This window comes from Flavivirga eckloniae, from assembly GCF_002886045.1.
Classification (GTDB): domain Bacteria; phylum Bacteroidota; class Bacteroidia; order Flavobacteriales; family Flavobacteriaceae; genus Flavivirga; species Flavivirga eckloniae.
Genome location: NZ_CP025791.1, coordinates 3,410,009 through 3,432,879 on the forward strand (window position 1 = coordinate 3,410,009; position 22,871 = coordinate 3,432,879).

Sequence of the window (22,871 nt, forward strand, 5' to 3'; positions counted from 1 at the left end):
ATTTGTGTAATTCGTGGCTTGATCAAAGAGATACGGTTACACGGTAGTTGCCGCATGAAGGAATAATATAAATCATTTCACTTCCCTAATAACATACACATAAACAGGAAAGTGATCGCTAAAACCATTGCTAAACTCCTTATTAGACCAACTTCTAAAGGGATACCCTTTGTATTTTCCTATTTTGGTTATTAAGTAGTTTTTATTAAAAATACCAGCTTTATAAAACCTAAAAGAAGCATAATCTTTTTCAAGTAACGGCTTGGTAACGATAATTTGATCAAACAGACTCCAGCTATCCCGATAAGCCGTAGTACCTAGTCCGTTTTTATAAAAACGTTCAAAAGGGTTATAAAGGCCTTTTAAGCCCACTTTATTCTTGTCTTTTTTAGCCTTTAAAACAGTTTTAACACTAGAGTTCGTAGGATCGTCATTTAAATCACCCATAATAAAAATCTTCGCGTAAGGATTTATGACCTGAAGCGAATCTACCAAAGACTTACTCAATTTAGCAGCTGCCTTACGTTTGGACCTACTTCTGGCTTCACCACCGCGTCGCGATGGCCAATGGTTAATAATGATATGAATCATTTCACCATCTAAATCACCGCTCACCAATAACTGGTCTCTGGTGTATATTCGTTTTTTATTCACATCATTGTAAATTTTAAGCTCATGTTTGCTGCGATACAATGGAGCAAATAACCTTTTCTGATATAGCAGACCAACATCAATACCCCGCATATCTGGAGAATCAAAATGAACGATACCATAATCCTTATCCACTAACAAAGAATCGTTAACAAGGTCTTCCAGCACTTCTCGATTTTCAATTTCAGATACCCCAATAATAGCAGGCATATTATGCGTGACTTCATAACCAATATCAGCAATAACACGAGCCATATTTCGAATTTTCTTTTTGTACGCTTTAGTACGATTTGTTCTCAATTCCATCATGGGACTGTACTCATCAAGTTTATTCGGGTTGTTAATGGTATCGAATAAATTTTCCAAATTGTAGAAAGCTATAGTATGAATTTTGAATTCTCTTTCCTGTGAATAAACATGAATCATCCCAAACGATATAAAGAAAAGAATTACATATGTAAGTTTTTTCATATATTTTTTTGATAAGGTATTGTAAAAAAGAAATCAAAAATATATATTTGCGCCCAATAAAAAGTAAGAAATATCTTTAATTATTATTTATAAAGTAAGTAATGTAATACAAAAAGTAATCCCTCTAATTGAATAAATGAAACTATTTTTACTTACTTTTTTATTGACTCCTCCTTATAATTCTTTATTATACGCACAACAGACCTTAATAAAAGGAAGTGTAAAAGATGGACACGCTTTTGAACCAATTCAAGACGTAACCATTACCATTGAAGAAACTGACCAAACCACAAGGACCAATGCTTTAGGAGAATTCATTTTTTCTTCAAATATTCCATTAGGAGAACAGGTTTTAAGAATTTCAAAAGAAGGCTATAAAATAAAAAGATATCCAATAGTCGTTTATGAAAACCAAACCGTTAATATTACCGATATAACTTTGGAATTTGATCTATCTGAGCTTCAAGACCAATTTATTATAACACTGTCTGATGATGAACTTGATGACGAAACCATTGGATCAGATAATATCACCGGATTATTATCAGCCTCATTAGATGTATTTCAACGTACCGCAGCATTCGAATTCAGTTCTTCGTTTTTTAAATTAAGAGGTTTAGATTCGGGTCACGGTTCTGTTCTAATCAATGGTATCGAAATGAATAAAGCCTATAACGGGCGTCCACAATGGAGCAATTGGGGTGGATTAAACGACGTTACTCGAAACCAAGAACTCACCTCAGGGTTAACACCATCAAACTATACTTTCGGAGGGGTTCTGGGAACCACTAATATTAATACAAGAGCTTCACAAATGCGATCAGGAGGTCGTGTAACCTATTCGTCTTCTAATAGAAGTTATTCCAACAGATTTATGGCTACCTATGCATCGGGTAGTTTAAAAAATAAATGGTCATATTCCCTGTCTTTAGGTAGACGCTGGGGGAATGAAGGCTATCAAGATGCTACACTATACAGTTCGAACTCTTTTTTTACTTCCGTAGAAAAAGCCATTAACGACAGGCACAGTTTAAATATTACAGGGATTTATGCACCAAACAGAAGAGGAAAGTCGTCTCCAAATACTCAGGAAGTTTATAATTTAAAGGGAATAAGGTATAATGAGTATTGGGGATGGCAAGCCGGGGGAAAACGTAACTCACGCATTAAGGAGGTTGAAGAGCCTATAGTTATACTAAGTCATTATTGGAATATAAATAACAAAACAAAACTAAACACTAATATTGGTTACCAATTTGGAAAGTTAGGGAACAGTCGTTTAGCATATGGTGGTGCAAATCGTATTGAAAATACAGATGGAACGGTAGTTTTTGAGCGTGGAGGAAGTAATCCCAGTCCAACCTATTATCAAAAGCTTCCAAGCTATTTTGAAAGAAACTTTCCGAGCGATTTAGAATTTGCTTATGGTGCACAGCAAGCATTTTTAAACAGCGGACAAATTGATTGGCAACAGATGTACGATGCCAATATGATCAGTGCCGCCCAAGGGCGACAGGCTACGTACATGTTATACGAAGACAGGGTAGACGATAATCAATTGACTATTAATGCCATTTTAAGCAAAGAGTTAAATGACCATGTTTTATTTAATGCAGCGATAAACTACAAAAAGCTAAAATCTGAAAACTACGCCCAAGTTCTGGATCTTCTCGGTGGCAGTGGGTTTTTAAACGTAGATAGTTTTGATGGTGTGCAGTACGATTTAAAAACACCAAATAAGGTTTTGGGTAAAGGAGATGTTTACGGTTACCATTATAATATGTTAGCCAATACCATGTCCGCTTATGCGCAGGCACAATTTACATACAACAGAATAGATTTTTTTGTGTCAGGTAGTTTAATCAATACGCGATACCAAAGAGAAGGGTTGTTTCAGCATGAAACGTTTCAAGATGACTCGTTAGGGAAAGGTGATAAATTATCTTTTACGGGCTTAGGGTTAAAAGCTGGTGCCACATATAAGATTACAGGCAAGCATGTATTGGATGTAAATGGAGGTTACATAACAAGACCACCTTCTATTCGTAATAGTTATACGAATTCCAGAGCCAATCATAATACAGTACCTAATATTTCCGAAGAAAAGATAATAACCTTAGATGCGAATTATATTTTCAGATCCTCTCTAATAAAAGCAAAAGTCACGGGTTTTTATACAAAGCTTGAAAACGCCAATGAAATCTCATTTTTCTTTGCAGATGGCATTGGGCATGTGATTGCCGAATCCGGAACACAACAATCCGGTAACGACGATAACGAGTTTATTCAAGAAATACTTCAAGGCATAAATAAAAACCATATAGGTGTAGAGTTTGGAATAGAAGCACAAGTAACCCCAACTATAAAGTTAAAGGGAGCAGCCTCCGTGGGGCAATATACCTATGCCAATAATCCGGATTTATATCTGTCTTCAGATAGGTTCGAAAACCTCTATTTAGGAACTTCAAAACTTAAATATTATAAACTATCTGTAGGACCACATCAGGCTTACTCGTTAGGGTTCGAGTATCGCGACCCTGGGTATTGGTGGTTTGGAGCCACTGCAAATCTTTTTAGCAAAACCTATGCAGACATTAGTCCATTAACTAGAACCGATAATTTTTTTAAAGATGATGACGGGCTGCCATTTATAGATTATGATGTAACTATAGCCAAAGTATTACTACGCCAAGAAACTTTCAAGGACTATATGGTTGTAAACCTTGTAGGAGGCAAATCATGGCGTATCCAGCAATACTACCTTGGTTTTTTTGCAAGTATTAATAATGTTTTAAATGAAGTTTTTAAAACAGGTGGTTTTGAACAAGGCAGGAATGCAAACTACAGACAATTAAGAGACGATAAAGCTTTAAGCAAACCTGTTTTTGGATCTAAATATTGGTACGGAAGAGGCGCGACCTATTTTTTAAACATGTATGTTAAATTTTAGTTCATGACAAAAATTAAAATATTGTATCCTCGAGCGCAGTCGAGAGGTTTTTTATTGCGAGTTGTAAAAAAAGAAGGTCTCGACTGCGCTCGACCAGACATTCAGAACTTGTGTTAAGTTTTGTAAAACATTATTAAGCTTTAATCAAGACTAATGAATCAAATAAATAAGCTTTTAATCTTAAGTATGATTACTATGGGTTTCTCTTGTGTAAATGATGATGAATATAGCATTCCAAACCCAGATGGAACCGGGGATATAGTCATTCCTGAAAATCAGTTAATAACCTTTAAAGCCGTTTATGAGCGGTATAAGCAGGCATTAAACAATGGGCACTTCGTTGCAGTTATAGAAGAAGATTTATATATAGAAGGCTATGTGATATCAAGTGATCAGGCAGGGAATTTTTTTGAAGAACTCATAATTCAAAATAAAACAGACGATAGTAATCCAGATCACGATCCAAGATTAGGGCTTAAATTAAAGGTGAATGTTGGAAACCTTTCCGATACCTACGAGTTTGGAAGAAAAGTATATGTTAAGCTAAAAGGCTTAACCATTGGCGAGTCTCGAGGTGTTTTAGCCATAGGCAGAGGCGAAGACCCTAAAATAGAACAAATACAAGAATTTGAATACCGAAATATTATAATAAGAACCCCGGAGGTTGCTGTAATTACTCCTAAGATTAATTCATTAATTCATTTAACTGAAACTGATGAAAGTACATTGATTCAATTAGATAACTTGCAAATAAATAGGTTTAATTTAGGGCTTTCCTATGCAGGTGAATCTACAGACGATTTTGATGGTTTAAGAGTTTTAGAAAATTGCGAATCCGGGGCTTCTATTGTATTACAAACAAGCACTTTTTCAAGTTTTAAATCGCTACCGCTACCACAACAAAAAGGGAGTGTACAAGGTATTTTAAGCAGAGACTATAAGAATCGTTTTAATGTGCTAATTCTTAATAGTTCGTCCGATATAACTTTTAATCAGGACGAGCGTTGCGATCCTCTGGAATTAGATTGCGGATTAGCTCCAACACTTGGAAGTGGAAATTTGTTTTACGAAGATTTCGAATCACAAAAAAACAATAAGTTAATAACCGGAAATGGCTGGACTAATTACATAGAAGCTGGTAACAAAGGATGGGAAGCCTATTCTACAAAATCAACCAATGCATCCTTAGGAAGATCGGCCAGGTTTAAATCAGCAAGTTCAGGCGATAACAGTAATATAGGATGGCTAATAACACCTGCCATTAATCTGGATACACAAGAAGGCGAAACCTTACGCTTTAAAACCTCTAACAGTTTAGCAGACAGTAGTTACCTAGAAGTGTTGTATGCTTTAGATTGGGATGGTACAGAAACCAATATAACTTCTGCAACCTGGAGTGTACTATCTGCGGCTTATGTAGTAAAAGATACCGACTCTTTTGTGCCTTGGTTTAATTCGGGAAGCGTGGATTTATCCTGTATTACAGGTACAGTACATATTGCTTTTAAATATACAGGTAGTGGTCATGAAACCTTTGATGGAGTCTACGAGTTGGACGAGGTTAGCATTGATTGTTCTCTTCCTTAAGAATACCTAGAAACGATCCCAAACCCAAATATTAGTCAAGTTTTGAATGGGGCTCTTTTGTTGTAGGATGTCGCGTTTTCAATCAAGCTTTACTTAGTCATTTAACTGCAGTCAATGCTTTGCGTTGTAATCGCTTGATTACTATGTGCATGTTGATAAAAAAATAGAATGATTTTTTGTATTTGTAAATATTTACTCTAAATTAGATGCAGAAACTTCTCTCTAATTATAAGATTTAACTTATATTCTAACAACTATTATAGCAGCGAGTATTAATCATTTTAAGGCTTTATAAAGCTTGTATATAATTAATAATTAAACTTATGAGATTAAAGAATGAAGTAAATGGAGTTTCATTGCATGTAATAGCTGGAACCCATGTTGTACTACTATGTTTAGATGTAAACGAAACGGCAAGAAAAGAGTTGTTGGGCTTTACGTTTGTACGCAAAAACACCGCAACTGGAGAAGTAAAACCCCTTAAAGGTTTTAAACAATTTAAAGAAAATGCGAGTAAAAGCGACACCGAATTAATTCAAGCTTTTCTTTGGGGCGATTATACCGCAGAACCCAATACCAACTATGAGTATACAGCAACACCTGTTTACCGAACTCCCGAAAACAAAAAAAATGGTAGCGAAATTAAAATAGAAATTACAACTGAGAACCCAGATAAGGGTAAACATGGTGTCTTTTTTAACAGAGGAACAGTTGGGCAGGCATATGCTAGAAAATTTAAGAATAAAAACCCCGATAAAGTTCCAAATAATGAAGCATATCATTGGCTTTCCAGAGGATTGGAGGAAGCCATGCTCGCATTTATAGCAGAAGCAAAGGGAAAAGATTATTCGTTACGTGTTGCTGCTTACGAGTTTGATTATGTACCGGTTATTCAAGCGTTGTATGATGCTTCAAAAAGAGGGGCAGATGTTAAAATTGTATACGACCATTCAAAAGCGGGCCCTTGGGAAAGTACAAATAAGGCTATAGCTAATGTTCCAGGAGTTGAAAAGTTAATGATTCCCAGAAAATCGAACTCATCCATAAAACATAATAAATACATCGTACTACTCCATAAAGGAAAACCGAAAGAAGTATGGATGGGATCTACCAATTTTACTAGAGGAGGCATTTTTGGGCAATCCAATGTAGGGCATATAGTAAGAGACGAAGCTATAGCAGAAGCTTATTTGGAATATTGGACACGACTTTCCAAAGATCCTGACTTGAAAGAAATTCGCCCATTAAATGAAAGTCATACACCAACTCCTAACGGAAGTTTACCAAAAGGAATCACTCCTATTTTTAGCCCAAGACCAGATTTAAGCGTTCTGGATTGGTACGGAAAACAAATAGAAGATGCAAAAGAATCTATTGGATTTACAGCAGCTTTTGGAGTGAATCAAGACTTCGCCGATATAATGAGTAAAGAAGACGAATCGCTTCGTTACATTTTATTAGAGCATGAAGGAAAAACATTCAACGATTTTAAAGATACACCTAACAATAGAATTGCTTTAGGGGCTATACTTAATGATCAGGAAATAAAAGAAGAAGGTTTAAAAAATTGGGAGGCCGAGCATCTTACAGGCTTAAACGACCATGTTAAATATTTACATACAAAATACCTTTTTGTAGATCCGTTAACAGACGATCCAATACTCATCACAGGATCGGCTAACTTTTCCAAAGCATCTACGCAAAGCAATGATGAGAATATGATTATCGTTCGTGGCGATACTAACGTCGTGGATGTTTATCTCACAGAATTTGTCCGTCTTTTTAATCATTATGAATTTCGCGATCAATTAGCCAATAATGGTTTAGATGAGGTTTATTTCAGTGATTATCTAGCAACAGATAATTCCTGGACCAACATCTATTTCAAAAAAGGAACACAGCATTATAGAGAGCGAGAACTCTTCAGTTAATAATAGCTTTCAAATAAACACATATTAAACCTTATAAAAACGCACCTTATGAATGAAGAACTCACTTCTATTGGAGGTCCAGTATGTAATGAAAAACTCCCGGCTAGTTTAATCTTTGCAGAAGGGCAACACCTTACACATCAAAATAAAGAGGCCTTATGGGATATTTTTGAAGCCATAGGTAAAAACTGGTCTAACACTATTTACGATTCTAATAATCAACGAAGTTCTTGGTATGAAATGCTAAAAGCAAAAACCGAAAACGCACCTAACTATGCAGGCGAATATGTAAATGCCATTTATGTTTTAAATGAGTTATATAGTATGTATGGTAAGGACGAAGCCTTTAAAAAACTGTTTTTTGAAAGTGGTGTAGATAATAGCGCACCACCAACAACACGATTAGCGCATTGCAAAATTTACGTGGTTAACGAATTTATTAGAATGCAAATTACCGCTGGCGGATTTAAGAGTTGGGGTACAAAATACGGAGGCGAGCAAGCAAGGAATTATCACGGATTCTTGGGAGGAACACGTTACAACCGCATTCCAAGAGTGCGTGAGTATGATCCAGAGACTACTAATTCAAAAAACGATGACGCATGAAAAACCAATATGATTATGTAATAGTTGGAGCTGGAGTTGCCGCTGCCACTATTGCAAAAGGATTACTAGAACATAAACACGATACGTCTATATTAATTTTAGAAGCAGGACCAGAAATTATAGCAAAAGACAGGCGCTTTTGGTGGGACTATATTACACGTGGCGAAAGGCCGTATACGTTCACCTACGATCAAAAATTTGAAGCAGATTCTACAGGGAATATCGAATATCAAACCGATGGTGTTCGCGTAAAAGCCTATGGAGGATCTACCATGCACTGGGGTGCTTGGTGCTTACGCTTCAGACCAGAAGATTTTAACCTTCATACCAATACAGGTGAAGGCGCCGATTGGCCTATTAACTACGAAGACTTAGAATCATACTATAACGACGCTGAAGCATTTTTATCTGTTTGTGGAGACGATAATGCAAATTGGATACCAAGATCGAAACCCTATCCCGTACCTCCTTTTGAATGGACCGCGGCAGATGGTGCCATGATAGAAGCATGGGAGCAACTAGATGTGGTTTATCAAGATGGCGATATAGATCCGGGGACAAAAACAAAAATAAAATCTGGAAAAATGCCAATTGCACGTTACCGAAAGTGTATGACCACGGGAACTTGTAAATACTGTCCCATAGGAGGGCGTTTTAACGCACAATATGTATTAGACGATTTAAAAAACGATACCCGATTTATCAATTTTGAAGTTCGAGTAAATGCACCGGTACATAAAGTGAATGCTTCGAGCAAATCAAAAATAGAATCTGTAACATATACAGACAATTTAAACGGAAAAAAACATACCGTATACGGAGATACCATAATCTTAGCTTCGGGAGCATATAATGTACCAAAACTGTTAAGAGCCTCAAAAAATGAATTTTGGCAAGATGGTATAGGCAACGACTATGATTTAGTAGGACGTTTTGTGGTATCGCACTCTATGCTCAATGTTGTTGGTAAAGCCAAATCAAATCCTAACGGATGGTTTCAGGAATATGACTTCCCTACCCTAATGTCTCATAGTTATAATACCAAAGAGCATCAAAAAAAGGGCAAGATTTTTATGTTTAAAAACCGTACCACTCCAAATGTCGATATCGCTCAATTAATGATAGAGGGAAAAACCAGAGAAGAAATAGATGAGATTGTTTACGGAGAAATGACCATTAATCTTCAAGCCTTTTTAGAAGAAAAAGGGAAATTTAGTAATAGACTAGAAGCAAAACCGGGAGTAGATCGTTTTGGTCTGCCTCTAACCACAGTGCACTTTAGTAGAACGGATGAGGAAATGAAAAATGCCAATGATCGCTTAAGATTATTGGAGCAGGTTATTGAAAAAATGGGCTTAGAAGTAACCTCCTCCCGTATCGACAAACCAGGAGGACATCATACCACAGGAACGGCTCGTATGGGTACTAGTCCAGAGAATAGCGTAACCGATAAATTTATGAAGGTGCACGATACCGATAACTTGTATGTATGCTCAAATGCCGCTTTCCCAACTGGAAGTGCTGTAAACCCTACACTTACCCTCACGGCAATGGCTTTTAGGTTAGTAGAACATTTAAAAAAAACCAACCAAATTAAATCAAAAATAGAAGATGTTAACACAGTCGACACAATATAAAAATGCCTTTCAAGAGAAAGCAACCAAACTAACTAATGTAAAAGAGTTAATCCATCATTCAAAATCTGTTGAAGATGTAAGAGAAGACAAATTACATGTATTAAAGGAATTATTAAACAGTGCTGTAGTATTAGAGTTCGCGACCATACCAATATATCTGCAAGCTATGTGGACTATTAAGGATAATGAGTGCGACGTTGCAAAATCAATCCGTAATATTTTTCAAGAAGAAATGCTACATATGGCCATGGTATGCAACATGATTGTGGGTATAGGAGGCGAGCCTAAAATATACGATCCTAAAAACGGATTAAAGTATCCTAGTGGGCTTCCGGGTGGTGTACATCCCGAGCTTTATCTGTACCTAGAAGGATTGAACGATTGTTCGCTTAGAAATTTCATGGAGATAGAGTTACCCGAAGAAATCGCAGAAATATACGACTACGAAACAAAAGAACCAGTAAGTATAGGTGGACTTTGCGATCAAGATGGAAATATAACCAACGTTAAGCATATCCAAAGTCATGAGCACAATACAACCATTGGAGAGTTATACGACAGAATTAACGAATTGTTCCAAGAGTTGCAACCAAACATGGACGTAGAGCGTCAATTGGCGGGACCACTATCATGGTGGGTTATGGCAGATGCTACAAGTGTATCTAAAGCCATCGATATGATTAAGGAACAAGGAGAAGGTTCAGAAAATGTAACGCCTGCCAGTACAGGAATGGATAATCTAGCCCACTTTTATCGTTTTTGGGAAGTGTATTATAAAAAGAAGATTGTACAAGAGGGGGATAAATATTACTTCAAAGACCCTATGCCAAGACCAGAAACCTATAACATAGCAAGGGTGCCTAAAGGTGGCTATAAACAAGAAGAGGTTTCGCCAGAAGTGTGGCATTTAATAAACAGTTTCGATGAGGTTTATACAGACTTGGTGAAGTTTTTAGAAGACGCTTGGGCGATAAATGGTAGAGGACAAGCAGCTTTGGTGAACGCGATCGAAGTTATGTTTAAGCTAGAAAAATTTGCTCTGCCACTTATGCAGATACCCATTCCGGACAAAGAAGGATTGCATTATGGGCCTTGTTTTAGAATGATTTAATGCAATATATAACCAAATAAACACACATTAATAATATATCTGTAAGGCTCAATTTTCAGATAAAATTATAAATACAAATACACTTTTACATCTAAATACTAAAAACAATGAAACAAAAATTAAATATTTTATTAGCTTTTTTATTATTAACCACCGTTAATTCTTTTGCTCAAGGCAAGGGAGATACCACAACTAAATATAGCATAGGGCAAAATGTTCCGGAATTAGGAGGCATTGTATTTTATTTAGACGCCACCGGAAAACATGGATTGGTATGCGCGCCACAAGATCAGAGTACCGGTAGTCAGTGGCATTACGGCGCTTTTACTAATACCAAATCTTATGATAGTATTGTTGGTACAGGAAAGGCCAATACATCAAAAATTATCGTAAGCCAAGGCGTTAAACCATATGCAGCTAAACTTTGTTACGATTTAGAGTTAAATGGTTTTTCAGATTGGTACTTGCCATCAAAAAAAGAACTGAGCTTAATGTTTTCAAATATTGGGCGAGGTGCTAAGTCTCCAAACACAAATATTGGTAATTTTGCTAGCGACTTCTATTGGAGCTCTACAGAGCTAGATCTAAACTTCGCTTGGGCTCAATATTTTCTTATAGGTAACATATTTACAGATCTTAAGAATCATGAATGCCGTGTTCGTGCTGTTCGTTCTTTCTAATTGAAAAGAATATTATAGCAAAATGAATACTAAAGAATATAAAAATTGGCGGGTTGTTGTGGTATGCGAATTAAATGCTCCACCGGCCAAAGTATGGGATTTGGTTGGAGGTTTTTATAACATCAATCAATGGCATCCAGATATTATAATTTCCGAAGTTCCGGAAAAGCAAGCAGAAGAAAGAGACATTCGTAGAAAAATAACGTTTCCCAATCAAAAACCAACGTACGAGGAATTGGTTTTTATGGATAATGAAAACATGCATTATAAGTACAAATGGAATAAAGGAGAATGGGGAGAAATTGTACAAAATTACCATGCACAAATTCAAGTAGTAGAAACAAAGTTAGATGCACGCTGTTTGGTACAATGGTCTTCTACATTCTATTACTTTGAAGACGGGTTAACAGAGTTTTACCAGAATGGTTTTAAAAATCTAATAAAAATGTTTGGCGGAAAATTAATCAATAATTAAATCAATAAAATATGGGAAGTTTCGTAGAAATAAATGACACATTACAATTAACAGAAGAACAAGGGTTTCCTGTTCATATTTTCGACTTAGAAAAACATCAAAAAAACCCAGTTACTCTAAAAGATGTAGAGGGAAAGGTATTTGAGTTTAAAAATAAACCTAGCGCTCGATTATTTCAAATAGATCCGGTAAGGGTTTATTACGTACACAATGTAAACGGAAAATGGTTGTTTTGGGGGCGCGTATTAATTCAATCACAAAAAATAGAAAAACAATTAAATGATGACGGTACATGGGATGGAGAATCCTGGAAAACATCAGGAACGTATACGATACTTAATGTTTACGATCCAGAATATCAGAAGACATTTACTTTAAATGAGGCACCAGACGATAGGAATTATTATAAATAAGTAGAAATAACCATATGGAAGACCTGGAGCTTTTCTGGGATTGTTCATATGTAAAACCAAAAAATATGAAGAAAACGTTTATTTTACTTATCGGAATTTTGGTGTTCTCTTGTAACCAAGGTAAAAACGAAAAACCGAAAACGACCGCAACCGAGAGTACTGCTAAAATAACCAAAACAGAAGCTAATTTCGATTGGTTGTTAGGCAAATGGAAAAGGAGTAATGAGGAAGCTGGAAAAGAAACATTTGCAAGTTGGGATAAAAAAAGCAACACCGACTACGTAGGGTTTAGTTATACAACGCAAAAAGGAGATACGGTATACGAACAAAACTTTAGACTTGTAAAATTGAACAACGATTGGAGTTTTACAATTGCATTAAAAGGAGAAACGACACCATCTTCATTTAAAATGATAAGTTATAACGAACGGGAGTTTACTTGCGAAAACAATGATTTAGATTATCCTAATAGAGAAGCAGATTCTCCAAACAAAATAAAGTATTGGATAAATAACGATAATCTATATGCTACAATTTCGGGAGAAAAAATAGAACTGCAGTTTGAATACGTAAGCATAAATGAATGATGTAAAGGGGTATTTTTAAATGTATAAGCTTTCTTATTAAAATTATGCTTAGGTACCTGTAAGATAAAGCTAGTATTTGTTCTGGATACTGCGTTCGAAGGTAAATACTATTATTTATTATAGTTTTATTAATCAATTGTTCAAGTGTTTTAATTTAGAAATTACATTCTAAAAAAGGAACGAAACCCCGTCAATTTACAGGCGGGGAATTTCGTCCTTTAGAGCTGTCTCCCAAGTTTATCGAGAGTACTTACTTATCTGCTCGTTCTTAAGACGGGAGTCCACATGATAAAAACGCCGTTTATCTCAATACCGATTATACATTGAGATTTTTATTGAGTTCACATTAGTATCAATTAGAATTATAAAATCACAAAAATGACATCAGAAAGACTAGAAGCTTTTAGCGATGGCGTTATAGCTATTATTATCACTATTATGGTTTTAGAATTAAAAGCGCCTAACGAATATACTGTAGAGGCTCTTTTTGAAATATTGCCAACATTTATTAGTTATTTCATCAGCTTTTTATACGTAAGTGTTTATTGGCTTAGTCACCACCAATTATTTAAAGTCGCTAAAAAAATAAATAATAAAATCTTGTGGGCAAATTTAAACTTATTGTTTTGGTTAGCTCTAATCCCGTTTACTACAGATTGGATGGGAGAAGGAGATCATCATACAGATATTATTCCCTTGGCTTCATATGGTTTTGTACTTGTTATGTGTCAGTTATCGTTAATACTTTTAAGAAGCTCCATTGTTAGATTTCACGGAAAAGCATCACTTGTAGGAATGCAATTAGGTAGAAAATATATAGATTTTTTTTGCATGGTTATTTATATAATAGGTTTATCCCTATCGGCTTTAAATGCATATATAGCCATGATATGTTTTTTATTGGTTGCTCTCCTTAAAGTAGTAGAGTTGGGCTATGTTCCGAAAAAGGCCTAGTTGTGTTGTCATTCAGAGCGACTTGTGCTGAGCGGAGCCGAAGCAAGCGAACCGGCAGGCAGAGAATCTCTAAAATTTATAGTTAATAAGGAATAAAAAGCTTTCATAAATAATTGCATTCATTTACTAATGATAGAAAAGATCTTGTTTTAGATTCATCAGTCGTCCCTCCCTCTGAATGACAGGTAACTTAAAGGAAGTGTTATTCAGAGCGCAGCGAATCTACCTGCCAGTAAGCAGGGAATCTCACCATTTCATATTACTCTACATATAAAAAGTGGGTAGAATTATAAAAATCACAAACATTGTTGACATAAGGCTGTCACCCGCCCTGTTTAGTTTTGTTTCACAATAATTAAAAAAGAAATAAATGAAACAGTTATTAATTGTGCCAGCAATCTTAATAATGATTGGCTGCAACGGACAAAACAAAGCAAAGTTGAATAGTACAGCAGAACCAAAAATGATAGCAGTTTATCCAAGTGCCGATAAATTTGTAAAAACGCCATTAAGAAATAGTATTACACTAAAATTAAATGCTCCTCCTTCCAAAGTTTGGTCTCAAGTAGGAAGGCTGGAACGTATGCCAGAATACAGTTCTGGACTTGAAAAAGTAGACGCAGAGTACGATACTTCAAATAAATGTACCAGCTTTACATGCCATTTTTTACCCATGGAAGAAAGGCAACAAGGACTAGACCATAGTGAAAAAGTAGTATGGTACGAGCCTAACATCGGTCTAGCATCGTTAGCACACGAACCCAATGCATTCGATTTACAACAATCTCTTGGATTAATAACATTAAAAGCTGAAGGAGATCACACTATATTTAAGTGGGCTATTCATTTTACCTCAAAAAACGATGAGGCAATAGCAATGAATATAGCAGCATTTAAACAAGCTTTAAACGACGATATAGCTCAAAATCTCATAAAAATATTCGGAGGTGAAGTTTTAGAAAATTTTAGTCAGGACATACAATAATTGGCCAGTATTGGTGTTTTTACAATCAAAATAATATTGGGGCATAAATAATACAAATTTAAATGAAGATAATAATAGGGAAATGGCACGTAAAACATGAGTGCATTGATGATTTTATTACATTGAGCAAACAAGCAACCGATATATCTAGAAAAGAAGCTGGAAATATAAGTTTTACATTTTCTGAGATTAAAACAGATGTCAACATGTTTCTGTTTTTTGAGGAATGGAAAGGCCAACAAGCTATCGATTTTCACGTCTCTCAAGATTATTTCAAAGAATTTATGCTTAAATCGGAGCGTATGCTTCTTTCGAAACCAGCAATAACGATATATGATATAGAAAGCCAAACGACGTTATAGCTCATGGTTTAAGAGAGTAATTGAAAGATTTTTTAGTCGTTCCTGGCTGTCTGCAGTTAGGCCGGGAATCTTTTTAGTATTATATTATTTAGATTCATCAGTCGTTCCTCCCTGTCTGCCGACAGGCAGGCTTCTGAATGACAATGTAGTTTCTATTTAGTTTAAAGGAATTGTCATTCAGAGCGACTTGTGCTGAGCGGAGCAGAAACAAGCGAACCTGCCGGCAGACAGGGAATCTTTTAGTTTTACGTTATTTAGATTCTTCAGTCGTCCCTCCTTCTGAATGACAATGCAGTTTTTGTTTAGATTATAGGGTTTGTCATTCAGAGCGCAGCGAAGAATCTTTTAGTTTCACGTTGCATAGATTCCTCAGTCGTTCCTCCCTCTGAATGACATCGCAGTTTCATTTCGGTAGAGTTGGGTAGCATTTAGAGTGCAGAGAACCCGTCAGCAGGTAGGGAATCTCAATATCTTTAAACTAAACAAAAATAAAGCATAACAATAAGTACCCGGTGCAAGATACCCTTTTGCCAGAAAAATATAAGTTAGAGACCTTATTGCTTTTTTAATGATACCATTAAAAAAGCAATAAATGGAGAGATTAATTTTCTGTACAGTAGCAACATTATAACGAGAGAATTACATGCCTGTTTAAACGCAAAAGGGAATTGCTTACATCCATGAATAATAACTAAACCTGTATTACTCACCACTCATATGTATAAGATCGTCTGTAGTAATACTTAATTTTAGGTTTTTTATAACCATATCTGGAGGAATAGCTCCCCGGTTATTAAAATAGGCCGGAGGAAATAGTTTAAAAAATGCATCATATTCTTTTCCAGATAAGGCTTTTGTACCTGTGCCATAAGCCTTATCTGCATAAATAATTCCAACAACTTTAACCCCCGTTTTGCAATGTTCCTTTAAATCATCTGAAAAGCCCGACTTATCGAATATTAATATTAAAAGTGCGAGGGTTATGTAATGAGACATTAACACATTGTACGGTATGATCTTGGTTTCGGTGTCTTGCATAAATTAAATTTTTAAGGTTAGTGAAGCTCAATTTTGAGGGTTTGCTTTATGCAGACCATCAAAATTGCAAGCTGAACTAATCCCGATTTCTGTACTAAACTTCCTGAACTAAGTTCAGGATAAATGGTTCAATATCTATCGGGATTTACTTTTCATAAGTTTAAGCAACCACAAAACGAGAAAACTACTTCCCATTAACCCTTTATTTAGGGAAATAAAAAGGCGTGGAACTCAACTTATCGAATGAAGGTACTGGTATACCGTGCAGCGATAAGAGAGCCCACGCCTAGGTTCGTGAGCCAATCTACTTATCATCTCGCTGCAAAAATTACCAGTTTTTCATTCGAGATTCAAAGCGACGCATCAAATATTTTCTATATGAAGAATCGCAAATATATGTATTCGACTACAAATATAGTAAAATATTTATTAATACGGATACATGTCCGCATTAATTCAAATGTTACCATCTTTATTTGTTCTAATGGAGAGCGTAAATAGATTAATATGCGAATTTATATCCAATAGATGGATTAAAAATGCTAAGTCAAAAAGAGCATTTGCCCTAGATCATAACATTGATGAAAAAACTGTTAGGAGAATTGTGGGCGATAAAAAATATGCTATGAGAATTGAAACACTTCACAAAATTTGCGAATCTCGTAATATGAAGCTTTCAGACTTTTTTATAGAAGTTGAAGCTTGGGGTAAGTCTGTTAAGAGGTAAAAATTATTTTGCAGATATTCTTTTGCTAGTAATGAAATACTATGATTACATATATAGTTATATAAGTTATTTATGGAAAGAATCTAAGCTTTCAAAAAGAAAATTTGCAATCAACCATAACATAGAAGAAAGTACTCTTAGAGATATCATCAAAGGAGAGAACTATCAAATCTCTTTACCTACTATTTATAAAATTTGCGAATCTCGTGATATGAAGCTATCTGACTTTTTTATAGAAGTTGAAAAATGGAAAGAATCCGTTAAGAAATAGAGGATTAAATTCCAAATATAAAAATAGTGTAGTTTTTCCAAATTGACTATGAAAAAAGAATTCATAATAAAAAGAACACCACTTCAAAAAATAGTGCTTAACAAATCCAATTTTGAAATCATCAACGATCAATATAAAGAGGAGAGTGGCATTTTTTTATATTCAAAATTATACGATATAGAATTCAGAGAAAAAAGCATAGACCTTCCTAATACAGTAGCTTTTTCCTTATTGAGTATTTTTTTACCTGGACGAACAAGTGGTATTATGAAGTATAGGGAAAGAATAAGAATGAATTATAATGGAAAAGAAAGAAAATTTCCTCTCTTTGATTTTGATAAGGGTGTTGTAATGGAGGCTATTGCAGAAATTAAAAAGCATATAGATCCAAAATATACAAACAATAAAGAAACATTTAATAGCCCTGTATGAAATTTTTGCGAATCTCTCTCTATGAAATTATCAAGCTTTTTTAGAAAGGTTGAAGCTTGGAGTAAGGTCGTTAATGGCTAAGTAATCCCCCCCCCCTGTTATAATATTGATTATAACTCAATTATCTTCATTATTTGAGCTAATTAAAGGCTTAAATACCCACCCGAAATAATAAATTGTTTTTTATTATAGTACAGAGCAACCGAGTGAGGTTAGATTTGTTTTGACATTGGAAAAGAAAATCTAGTTGAGACTACAAAAAATTTAAAAGTATACGATAAATCTCCGAATACTATGGAATAAACTCACTGCATTGGATAGGTGTATTAAATCACAATTTAATCAATGTTCTGGAAGTAAAACTTAGATTTATTATTACTAAAAACCGTTTTGATTACTCTTAAAAAACTTAAAATTAATGGATGATAACTATCAAAAGGCATTAAGCCTTATTCAGCAAGCTAAAGAGAAAAACTTAACAGAGCTTTATATACATTTAGATCTTACAGAACTGCCTCCCGAGATTTTCGAGTTAGAAAATTTAACCGAGCTTGATTTGAGCTCTAATCAATTGAGCAGCCTTCCTGACGGCATATCCAAGCTCACCGATTTAACCAAGCTTTATTTGAGCTCTAATCAATTGAGCAGCCTTCCTGACGGCATATCCAAGCTCACCGATTTAACCGAGCTTGATTTGAGCTCTAATCAATTGAGCAGCCTTCCTGACGACATATCCAAGCTCACCAATTTAACCGGGCTTTATTTGATCTCTAATCAATTGAGCAGCCTTCCTGACGACATATCCAAGCTCACCGATTTAACCGAGCTTGATTTGAGCTCTAATCAATTGAGCAGCCTTCCTGACGGCATATCCAAGCTCACCAATTTAACCGAGCTTGATTTGAGCTCTAATCAATTGAGCAGCCTTCCTGACGACATATCCAAGCTCACCGATTTAACCGGGCTTTATTTGAGCTCTAATCAATTGAGCAGTCTTCCTGACGGCATATCCAAGCTCACCGGTTTAACCTGGCTTTATCTGAGCTCTAATCAATTGAGCAGCCTTCCTGACGGCATATCCAAGCTCACCGGTTTAACCGGGCTTTATTTGAACTCTAATCAATTGAGCAGCCTTCCTGACGGCATATCCAAGCTCACCAATTTAACCGGGCTTTATTTGAACTCTAATCAATTGAGCAGCCTTCCTGACGGCATATCCAAGCTCACCAATTTAACCGAGCTTGATTTGAGCTCTAATCAATTGAGCAGCCTTCCTGATGGCATATCCAAGCTCACCAATTTAACCGAGCTTTATTTGAGCTCTAATCAATTGAGCAGCCTTCCTGATGGCATATCCAAGCTCACCAATTTAACCGAGCTTTATTTGAGCTCTAATCAATTGAGCAGCCTTCCTGATGGCATATCCAAGCTCACCAATTTAACCGAGCTTGATTTGAGCTCTAATCAATTGAGCAGCCTTCCTGATGGCATATCCAAGCTTACCAATTTGACTAGGCTTTATTTGAGCTCTAATCAATTTGAAGTAGGTTCAGAAATATATGAGCTTTCTGCACAAGATCAAATAAAGGAAATACTCAAATGGCAAAAAGCGCAAAAAGCAGGAACCTTGCAACCAATACATGAAGCTAAAGTTATTTTTATAGGGGAAAGTAATCATGGCAAAACACATTTAATCGAATTGCTTAAAGAGGAATGTATTAAGAGAAAAATCACAACCACACATGGTATTGAACGAAGTAAAGTCCAGATTGGTTGTGGAGATAAAGATATTCGGTTGAATATTTGGGACCTTGGTGGGCAGGAATTTATGAGGAGTACACACCAGTTTTTTTTCTCGGAGCGTAGTTTATATGTGTTGGTTACCTTGGCGCGTAGGGAACGGAATGAGCTTAATCATTGGCTAAAGCTAGCTAATCAGCTAGGAAATAAAGCACCTGTTCTAGTAGTTATCAATAAAATAGATATCGATCCACACGATCTGGATCGAAAAGGTCTTGAACGGGATTATCCTAATATTGTTGGTTTTGTAAGAACAAGTATTTATGATTGTAAAGAGCAAAAAGCTACCGATTCACTTAAACTCTTAAAAAACAGGATAAAAGAAATTGTTGGTGATAAAGCATCGATGCCAGGTGTTTTTGAGCAACGACCACCGGATTGGTTTACAGTTAAAGAAGAACTGGAAAAGCTGGAAGAAAAAGGCACTCATTTTATTACATATAATGAATATGAAAATTTGGAATTTATTAAAGACCTTCCTGAGGAAGAACGTAAAAGCAACCTTAAGTTGTTGAGTATGCTTGGTGCCGTGGTTAGCTATGTGGATGATCCGCGTTTAATCGATACCAACGTGATCAATCCGCAGTGGATTATGGATGGTGTCTATGCTATAATTAATGATCCCGAGGTTAAAGATAAAAACAAAGGCCGATTGCATATTGGTGATTTGGAACGAATCCTTTCGAAGAAAAAGTTTCCTAAGGAAAGACACGCTTATCTTTTGGAACTAATGAATAAATTCGATTTGTGTTATGCAGCAAAAGACCAAAAAGATGTTTATTTTATTCCAGATCTCTTCGAAGATATAGAGCCCGATTATGAGTGGCATGGAGAAGCATCTATACATTTTCGTTATTATTATGACGATTTTCCTCCCGATGCATTTATGACGCGATTTATTGTAGAAATGCATCAAGATATTATAGACGAGAAACGATGGCGAAGCGGCGTGTATATTTCGAATGGATCGTGCCAGGCAAAAGTGTATCAAACATATAGCAAAAATTATATCCATATTGAAGTTATTGGTAATAAAGGCGAAGGACGCAGTTATCTCTATACTATTAGAGAATCCTTCCGTAAACTGCATGAACCTTTTCCGCAGATGCAGATTAAACAGGAGGTGCTATATAAAGGGCATTGGTTAGATTATCTGGAATTAATTGAGCTGGAAAATGTAAACGAAACGCAATACCATACGAAGCTTAAAGAAAGGCTCCCTGTAACCGATATTTTGAACGGCTATTCCACATCCATTGACCGAAGTGGTACACAAAAACACATTAAAATATTTTTGGCGTCTTCTGCCGAGCTTAAAGCAGAACGAGAGCAGTTTGAGATTTTTATTCATCGTGAGAATCAACAACTTTATAAAAAAGGGATTTTTATAGAACTACAATTGTGGGAGAATTTTATTGATGCGATGTCACCAACTCGGTTACAGGATGAATATAATAATGTAGTTAAACATTCTGATATCTTTGTTAGCTTATTCTTTACCAAAGTGGGTAAGTTCACTTTAGAAGAATTTAAAGCGGCTTTTGGTCAATTTAAAAACACTGGTAAACCGTTGGTATATACTTATTTTAAGGAAGCAACTATTGAATCGGGCACTTTGAATCGAAGGGACGCGAACAGCGTATTTGATTTTCAAGACAAGCTAAAAGAGCTAGGCCATTTCTACACGGTATATAACAATATTGAAGGCTTGCAATTACACTTTAAAAAACAACTTGAGAAAATAATGGATAAATTGTTTTTATCGGAACCTATCCGCTTATAAACTAGATGCTTTTAATATTAATTATTTACCGTAGTTTTGGTTTTTAACTAGAAAAACCAATAATGAATCTGTTCGATGTCCTGTTTTACAATATATTCTCCCGCTACAAAGCCAAATACAAGCAAAAGGCAAATACTATAGCAATAACTTATGTGTCTGTTTTTCAATGCTCGTTATTGCTGCTTTTAGGAGTTTTCTTTGCGGGGTTTTTTAGGCAAATGCATATGGTTACCATATCTCGAGAAAAAGCCTGGATACTGTTTGCTTTAATAGCGGTTTTTATCTTTTTTAAAAACTGGATGCAATACACAGGTAAAAGGCGTATGATGATTAATGCCAAAATGAATAAAAAGAAAGCCCAGCATTATAGCCTTTGGTTATTATGGCTTTTACCTTTAGCGACCTGGGGATTGATTTATGTCTTGTTTCAGGCTGTCTAGAAAGTCGTTTTCTGAACTTCCTTTGTGGTGTATCAAAAAGCTGTCGACTGACAAGGCGGGTAAATAAATTTTCATCAAAAAAGGCTTCTCGATACAAAATTCTTCCAGAATTTCACTCGAAGTGACGTCTTGAACTCTTAAACAAGATTCACATTATTATAAGTGATTAATAATGTCTCCTCGAGCTCAGTCGAGAGGTTATGGGTGATTTCATATTTGAATAGGTCTCGATTGCGCTCGACCAGTCAAGCTATTTTAGTCAAACCATTTATCCAATCTTCTTTTACTCCTGTCAAAAGCAGTTCGTTCCCATATAACTTGAAATCCGTTCCAAAACACTCTTGTTTGCTCGCCACTATCTCTATAAATAACAAATTTGATGTCTTCAAATTCCATATAAACGTTGTTAACATCATTTTGCTTAGACATGTATTTTTTGTTATTGTCCTGAACTTCGTCTATTCTAACAAATAAGTCCTGAGCCTTTTTTAGAGGAATATACCGGAACCCGTAAGCATCCCTTAATTCCCCGTTTTGGTCTATATTAGGACCAAAAAAAGCAAGAAGTAGTCCTTTTTCATTAACTGCATTACTATTAAAGGCAATGGTGATTAAACCAGAGCTGTCGTCGGAGGCCAAACTTTCCGTTTCAAACTGAATGTCCTTTCCATTAGTAGAGCCAATAACATTATTAATAATAAACTCTTTCGATCTAAATTGTGCTATTTCCTTAGCAACGGCTTTTTTGTCGCCTTTTATTGGAACAAATGTAATGGCAGATGCCCCATTGGTTCCTTTAGTATTTTGAGAATAGACTTTACCACATATTAATAATAATATGATACTGAGTAGGATAAGATTTTTCATGAATTGGTTTTGTAATTAGTTGTTTTTCAAATCTACTGAATACTATGCGATTAAAAATTATTTTGGTTTGAGAATTTAAATGAAAACACAGTTTTTTTAACATTTCTACCTTT

The 22,871-nt window shown here is 35.5% G+C and carries 21 protein-coding genes; 18 read left to right on the forward strand and 3 right to left on the reverse strand.

Features of this window, described 5'->3' with window-relative positions; translation table 11 throughout:
* Positions 1–72: 72 nt before the first annotated feature.
* Complete coding sequence (locus C1H87_RS14075) at positions 73–1,122, reverse strand: endonuclease/exonuclease/phosphatase family protein (protein WP_102756422.1); 1,050 nt, start codon at positions 1,120–1,122, stop codon at positions 73–75.
* A 136-nt stretch (positions 1,123–1,258) separates the two neighbouring features.
* On the opposite strand from C1H87_RS14075, the gene C1H87_RS14080 reads away from it, so the two are divergent.
* From C1H87_RS14080 to C1H87_RS14140, 13 genes are all read left to right on the forward strand, one after another.
* Positions 1,259–4,072: a TonB-dependent receptor gene (locus tag C1H87_RS14080; RefSeq protein WP_102756423.1), complete on the forward strand. Its 2,814-nt coding sequence runs from the start codon at positions 1,259–1,261 to the stop codon at positions 4,070–4,072.
* Between the two features lie 153 nt (positions 4,073–4,225).
* A complete protein-coding gene (locus tag C1H87_RS14085; protein WP_102756424.1) occupies positions 4,226–5,659 on the forward strand; it encodes a DUF5689 domain-containing protein in 1,434 nt (477 codons plus the stop codon).
* A gap of 323 nt (positions 5,660–5,982) precedes the next feature.
* Positions 5,983–7,590, forward strand: a complete 1,608-nt coding sequence (locus C1H87_RS14090) for a phospholipase D-like domain-containing protein (RefSeq protein WP_102756425.1) — start codon at positions 5,983–5,985, stop codon at positions 7,588–7,590.
* A gap of 48 nt (positions 7,591–7,638) precedes the next feature.
* A complete protein-coding gene (locus C1H87_RS14095) occupies positions 7,639–8,196 on the forward strand; it encodes a hypothetical protein (protein ID WP_102756426.1) in 558 nt (185 codons plus the stop codon).
* On the forward strand, positions 8,193–9,833 hold the full coding sequence (locus C1H87_RS14100) for a GMC oxidoreductase (protein WP_102756427.1): 1,641 nt from the start codon (positions 8,193–8,195) through the stop codon (positions 9,831–9,833). Before C1H87_RS14095 ends, C1H87_RS14100 begins: the two co-directional genes overlap by 4 nt.
* The gene (locus tag C1H87_RS14105; protein WP_102756428.1) at positions 9,808–10,944 is read left to right on the forward strand and encodes a ferritin-like domain-containing protein; all 1,137 of its coding nucleotides are present in this window, start codon (positions 9,808–9,810) and stop codon (positions 10,942–10,944) included. Before C1H87_RS14100 ends, C1H87_RS14105 begins: the two co-directional genes overlap by 26 nt.
* A gap of 107 nt (positions 10,945–11,051) precedes the next feature.
* Positions 11,052–11,624 (forward strand): Lcl C-terminal domain-containing protein, encoded by a 573-nt coding sequence (locus C1H87_RS14110; protein ID WP_102756429.1) that lies wholly within the window; start codon positions 11,052–11,054, stop codon positions 11,622–11,624.
* 22 nt (positions 11,625–11,646) lie between these two features.
* The gene (locus tag C1H87_RS14115; protein ID WP_102756430.1) at positions 11,647–12,099 is read left to right on the forward strand and encodes an SRPBCC family protein; all 453 of its coding nucleotides are present in this window, start codon (positions 11,647–11,649) and stop codon (positions 12,097–12,099) included.
* Between the two features lie 11 nt (positions 12,100–12,110).
* Entirely contained in the window at positions 12,111–12,512 is a 402-nt protein-coding gene (locus C1H87_RS14120; protein ID WP_102756431.1) for a hypothetical protein, read from the forward strand.
* Between the two features lie 65 nt (positions 12,513–12,577).
* A complete protein-coding gene (locus tag C1H87_RS14125) occupies positions 12,578–13,099 on the forward strand; it encodes a hypothetical protein (RefSeq protein WP_158655228.1) in 522 nt (173 codons plus the stop codon).
* Positions 13,100–13,477: 378 nt separating this feature from the next.
* Positions 13,478–14,053 (forward strand): TMEM175 family protein, encoded by a 576-nt coding sequence (locus tag C1H87_RS14130; protein WP_102756433.1) that lies wholly within the window; start codon positions 13,478–13,480, stop codon positions 14,051–14,053.
* Between the two features lie 370 nt (positions 14,054–14,423).
* Complete coding sequence (locus C1H87_RS14135) at positions 14,424–15,038, forward strand: SRPBCC family protein (protein WP_102756434.1); 615 nt, start codon at positions 14,424–14,426, stop codon at positions 15,036–15,038.
* A gap of 62 nt (positions 15,039–15,100) precedes the next feature.
* Positions 15,101–15,400, forward strand: a complete 300-nt coding sequence (locus C1H87_RS14140) for a putative quinol monooxygenase (protein WP_102756435.1) — start codon at positions 15,101–15,103, stop codon at positions 15,398–15,400.
* 702 nt (positions 15,401–16,102) lie between these two features.
* On the opposite strand, the gene C1H87_RS14145 is transcribed toward C1H87_RS14140, so the two are convergent.
* Positions 16,103–16,438 (reverse strand): hypothetical protein, encoded by a 336-nt coding sequence (locus C1H87_RS14145; protein ID WP_102756436.1) that lies wholly within the window; start codon positions 16,436–16,438, stop codon positions 16,103–16,105.
* A 442-nt stretch (positions 16,439–16,880) separates the two neighbouring features.
* Between C1H87_RS14145 and C1H87_RS14150 the strand changes: the two genes are divergently transcribed.
* From C1H87_RS14150 to C1H87_RS14170, 5 genes are all read left to right on the forward strand, one after another.
* Complete coding sequence (locus C1H87_RS14150) at positions 16,881–17,165, forward strand: helix-turn-helix domain-containing protein (RefSeq protein ID WP_233783146.1); 285 nt, start codon at positions 16,881–16,883, stop codon at positions 17,163–17,165.
* 31 nt (positions 17,166–17,196) lie between these two features.
* A complete protein-coding gene (locus tag C1H87_RS23755) occupies positions 17,197–17,436 on the forward strand; it encodes a helix-turn-helix domain-containing protein (protein WP_102756437.1) in 240 nt (79 codons plus the stop codon).
* A gap of 48 nt (positions 17,437–17,484) precedes the next feature.
* Positions 17,485–17,868, forward strand: a complete 384-nt coding sequence (locus C1H87_RS14160) for a hypothetical protein (RefSeq protein ID WP_102756438.1) — start codon at positions 17,485–17,487, stop codon at positions 17,866–17,868.
* A gap of 418 nt (positions 17,869–18,286) precedes the next feature.
* Positions 18,287–21,451 (forward strand): leucine-rich repeat domain-containing protein, encoded by a 3,165-nt coding sequence (locus tag C1H87_RS14165; RefSeq protein ID WP_102756439.1) that lies wholly within the window; start codon positions 18,287–18,289, stop codon positions 21,449–21,451.
* Between the two features lie 62 nt (positions 21,452–21,513).
* Positions 21,514–21,891, forward strand: a complete 378-nt coding sequence (locus tag C1H87_RS14170; RefSeq protein WP_102756440.1) for a hypothetical protein — start codon at positions 21,514–21,516, stop codon at positions 21,889–21,891.
* A 255-nt stretch (positions 21,892–22,146) separates the two neighbouring features.
* Here C1H87_RS14170 and C1H87_RS14175 read toward each other — a convergent pair whose 3' ends face one another.
* Positions 22,147–22,758, reverse strand: a complete 612-nt coding sequence (locus tag C1H87_RS14175) for a hypothetical protein (RefSeq protein WP_102756441.1) — start codon at positions 22,756–22,758, stop codon at positions 22,147–22,149.
* Positions 22,759–22,871 lie beyond the last annotated feature (113 nt).

Bases quoted from the DNA above. Each gene is read 5' to 3' on its own strand.
- C1H87_RS14075 (WP_102756422.1), bottom strand. From the start codon at position 1,122: ATGAAAAAACTTACATATGTAATTCTTTTCTTTATATCGTTTGGGATG.
- C1H87_RS14080 (WP_102756423.1), top strand. From the start codon at position 1,259: ATGAAACTATTTTTACTTACTTTTTTATTGACTCCTCCTTATAATTCT.
- C1H87_RS14085 (WP_102756424.1), top strand. From the start codon at position 4,226: ATGAATCAAATAAATAAGCTTTTAATCTTAAGTATGATTACTATGGGT.
- C1H87_RS14090 (WP_102756425.1), top strand. From the start codon at position 5,983: ATGAGATTAAAGAATGAAGTAAATGGAGTTTCATTGCATGTAATAGCT.
- C1H87_RS14095 (WP_102756426.1), top strand. From the start codon at position 7,639: ATGAATGAAGAACTCACTTCTATTGGAGGTCCAGTATGTAATGAAAAA.
- C1H87_RS14100 (WP_102756427.1), top strand. From the start codon at position 8,193: ATGAAAAACCAATATGATTATGTAATAGTTGGAGCTGGAGTTGCCGCT.
- C1H87_RS14105 (WP_102756428.1), top strand. From the start codon at position 9,808: ATGTTAACACAGTCGACACAATATAAAAATGCCTTTCAAGAGAAAGCA.
- C1H87_RS14110 (WP_102756429.1), top strand. From the start codon at position 11,052: ATGAAACAAAAATTAAATATTTTATTAGCTTTTTTATTATTAACCACC.
- C1H87_RS14115 (WP_102756430.1), top strand. From the start codon at position 11,647: ATGAATACTAAAGAATATAAAAATTGGCGGGTTGTTGTGGTATGCGAA.
- C1H87_RS14120 (WP_102756431.1), top strand. From the start codon at position 12,111: ATGGGAAGTTTCGTAGAAATAAATGACACATTACAATTAACAGAAGAA.
- C1H87_RS14125 (WP_158655228.1), top strand. From the start codon at position 12,578: ATGAAGAAAACGTTTATTTTACTTATCGGAATTTTGGTGTTCTCTTGT.
- C1H87_RS14130 (WP_102756433.1), top strand. From the start codon at position 13,478: ATGACATCAGAAAGACTAGAAGCTTTTAGCGATGGCGTTATAGCTATT.
- C1H87_RS14135 (WP_102756434.1), top strand. From the start codon at position 14,424: ATGAAACAGTTATTAATTGTGCCAGCAATCTTAATAATGATTGGCTGC.
- C1H87_RS14140 (WP_102756435.1), top strand. From the start codon at position 15,101: ATGAAGATAATAATAGGGAAATGGCACGTAAAACATGAGTGCATTGAT.
- C1H87_RS14145 (WP_102756436.1), bottom strand. From the start codon at position 16,438: ATGCAAGACACCGAAACCAAGATCATACCGTACAATGTGTTAATGTCT.
- C1H87_RS14150 (WP_233783146.1), top strand. From the start codon at position 16,881: ATGTCCGCATTAATTCAAATGTTACCATCTTTATTTGTTCTAATGGAG.
- C1H87_RS23755 (WP_102756437.1), top strand. From the start codon at position 17,197: ATGAAATACTATGATTACATATATAGTTATATAAGTTATTTATGGAAA.
- C1H87_RS14160 (WP_102756438.1), top strand. From the start codon at position 17,485: ATGAAAAAAGAATTCATAATAAAAAGAACACCACTTCAAAAAATAGTG.
- C1H87_RS14165 (WP_102756439.1), top strand. From the start codon at position 18,287: ATGGATGATAACTATCAAAAGGCATTAAGCCTTATTCAGCAAGCTAAA.
- C1H87_RS14170 (WP_102756440.1), top strand. From the start codon at position 21,514: ATGAATCTGTTCGATGTCCTGTTTTACAATATATTCTCCCGCTACAAA.
- C1H87_RS14175 (WP_102756441.1), bottom strand. From the start codon at position 22,758: ATGAAAAATCTTATCCTACTCAGTATCATATTATTATTAATATGTGGT.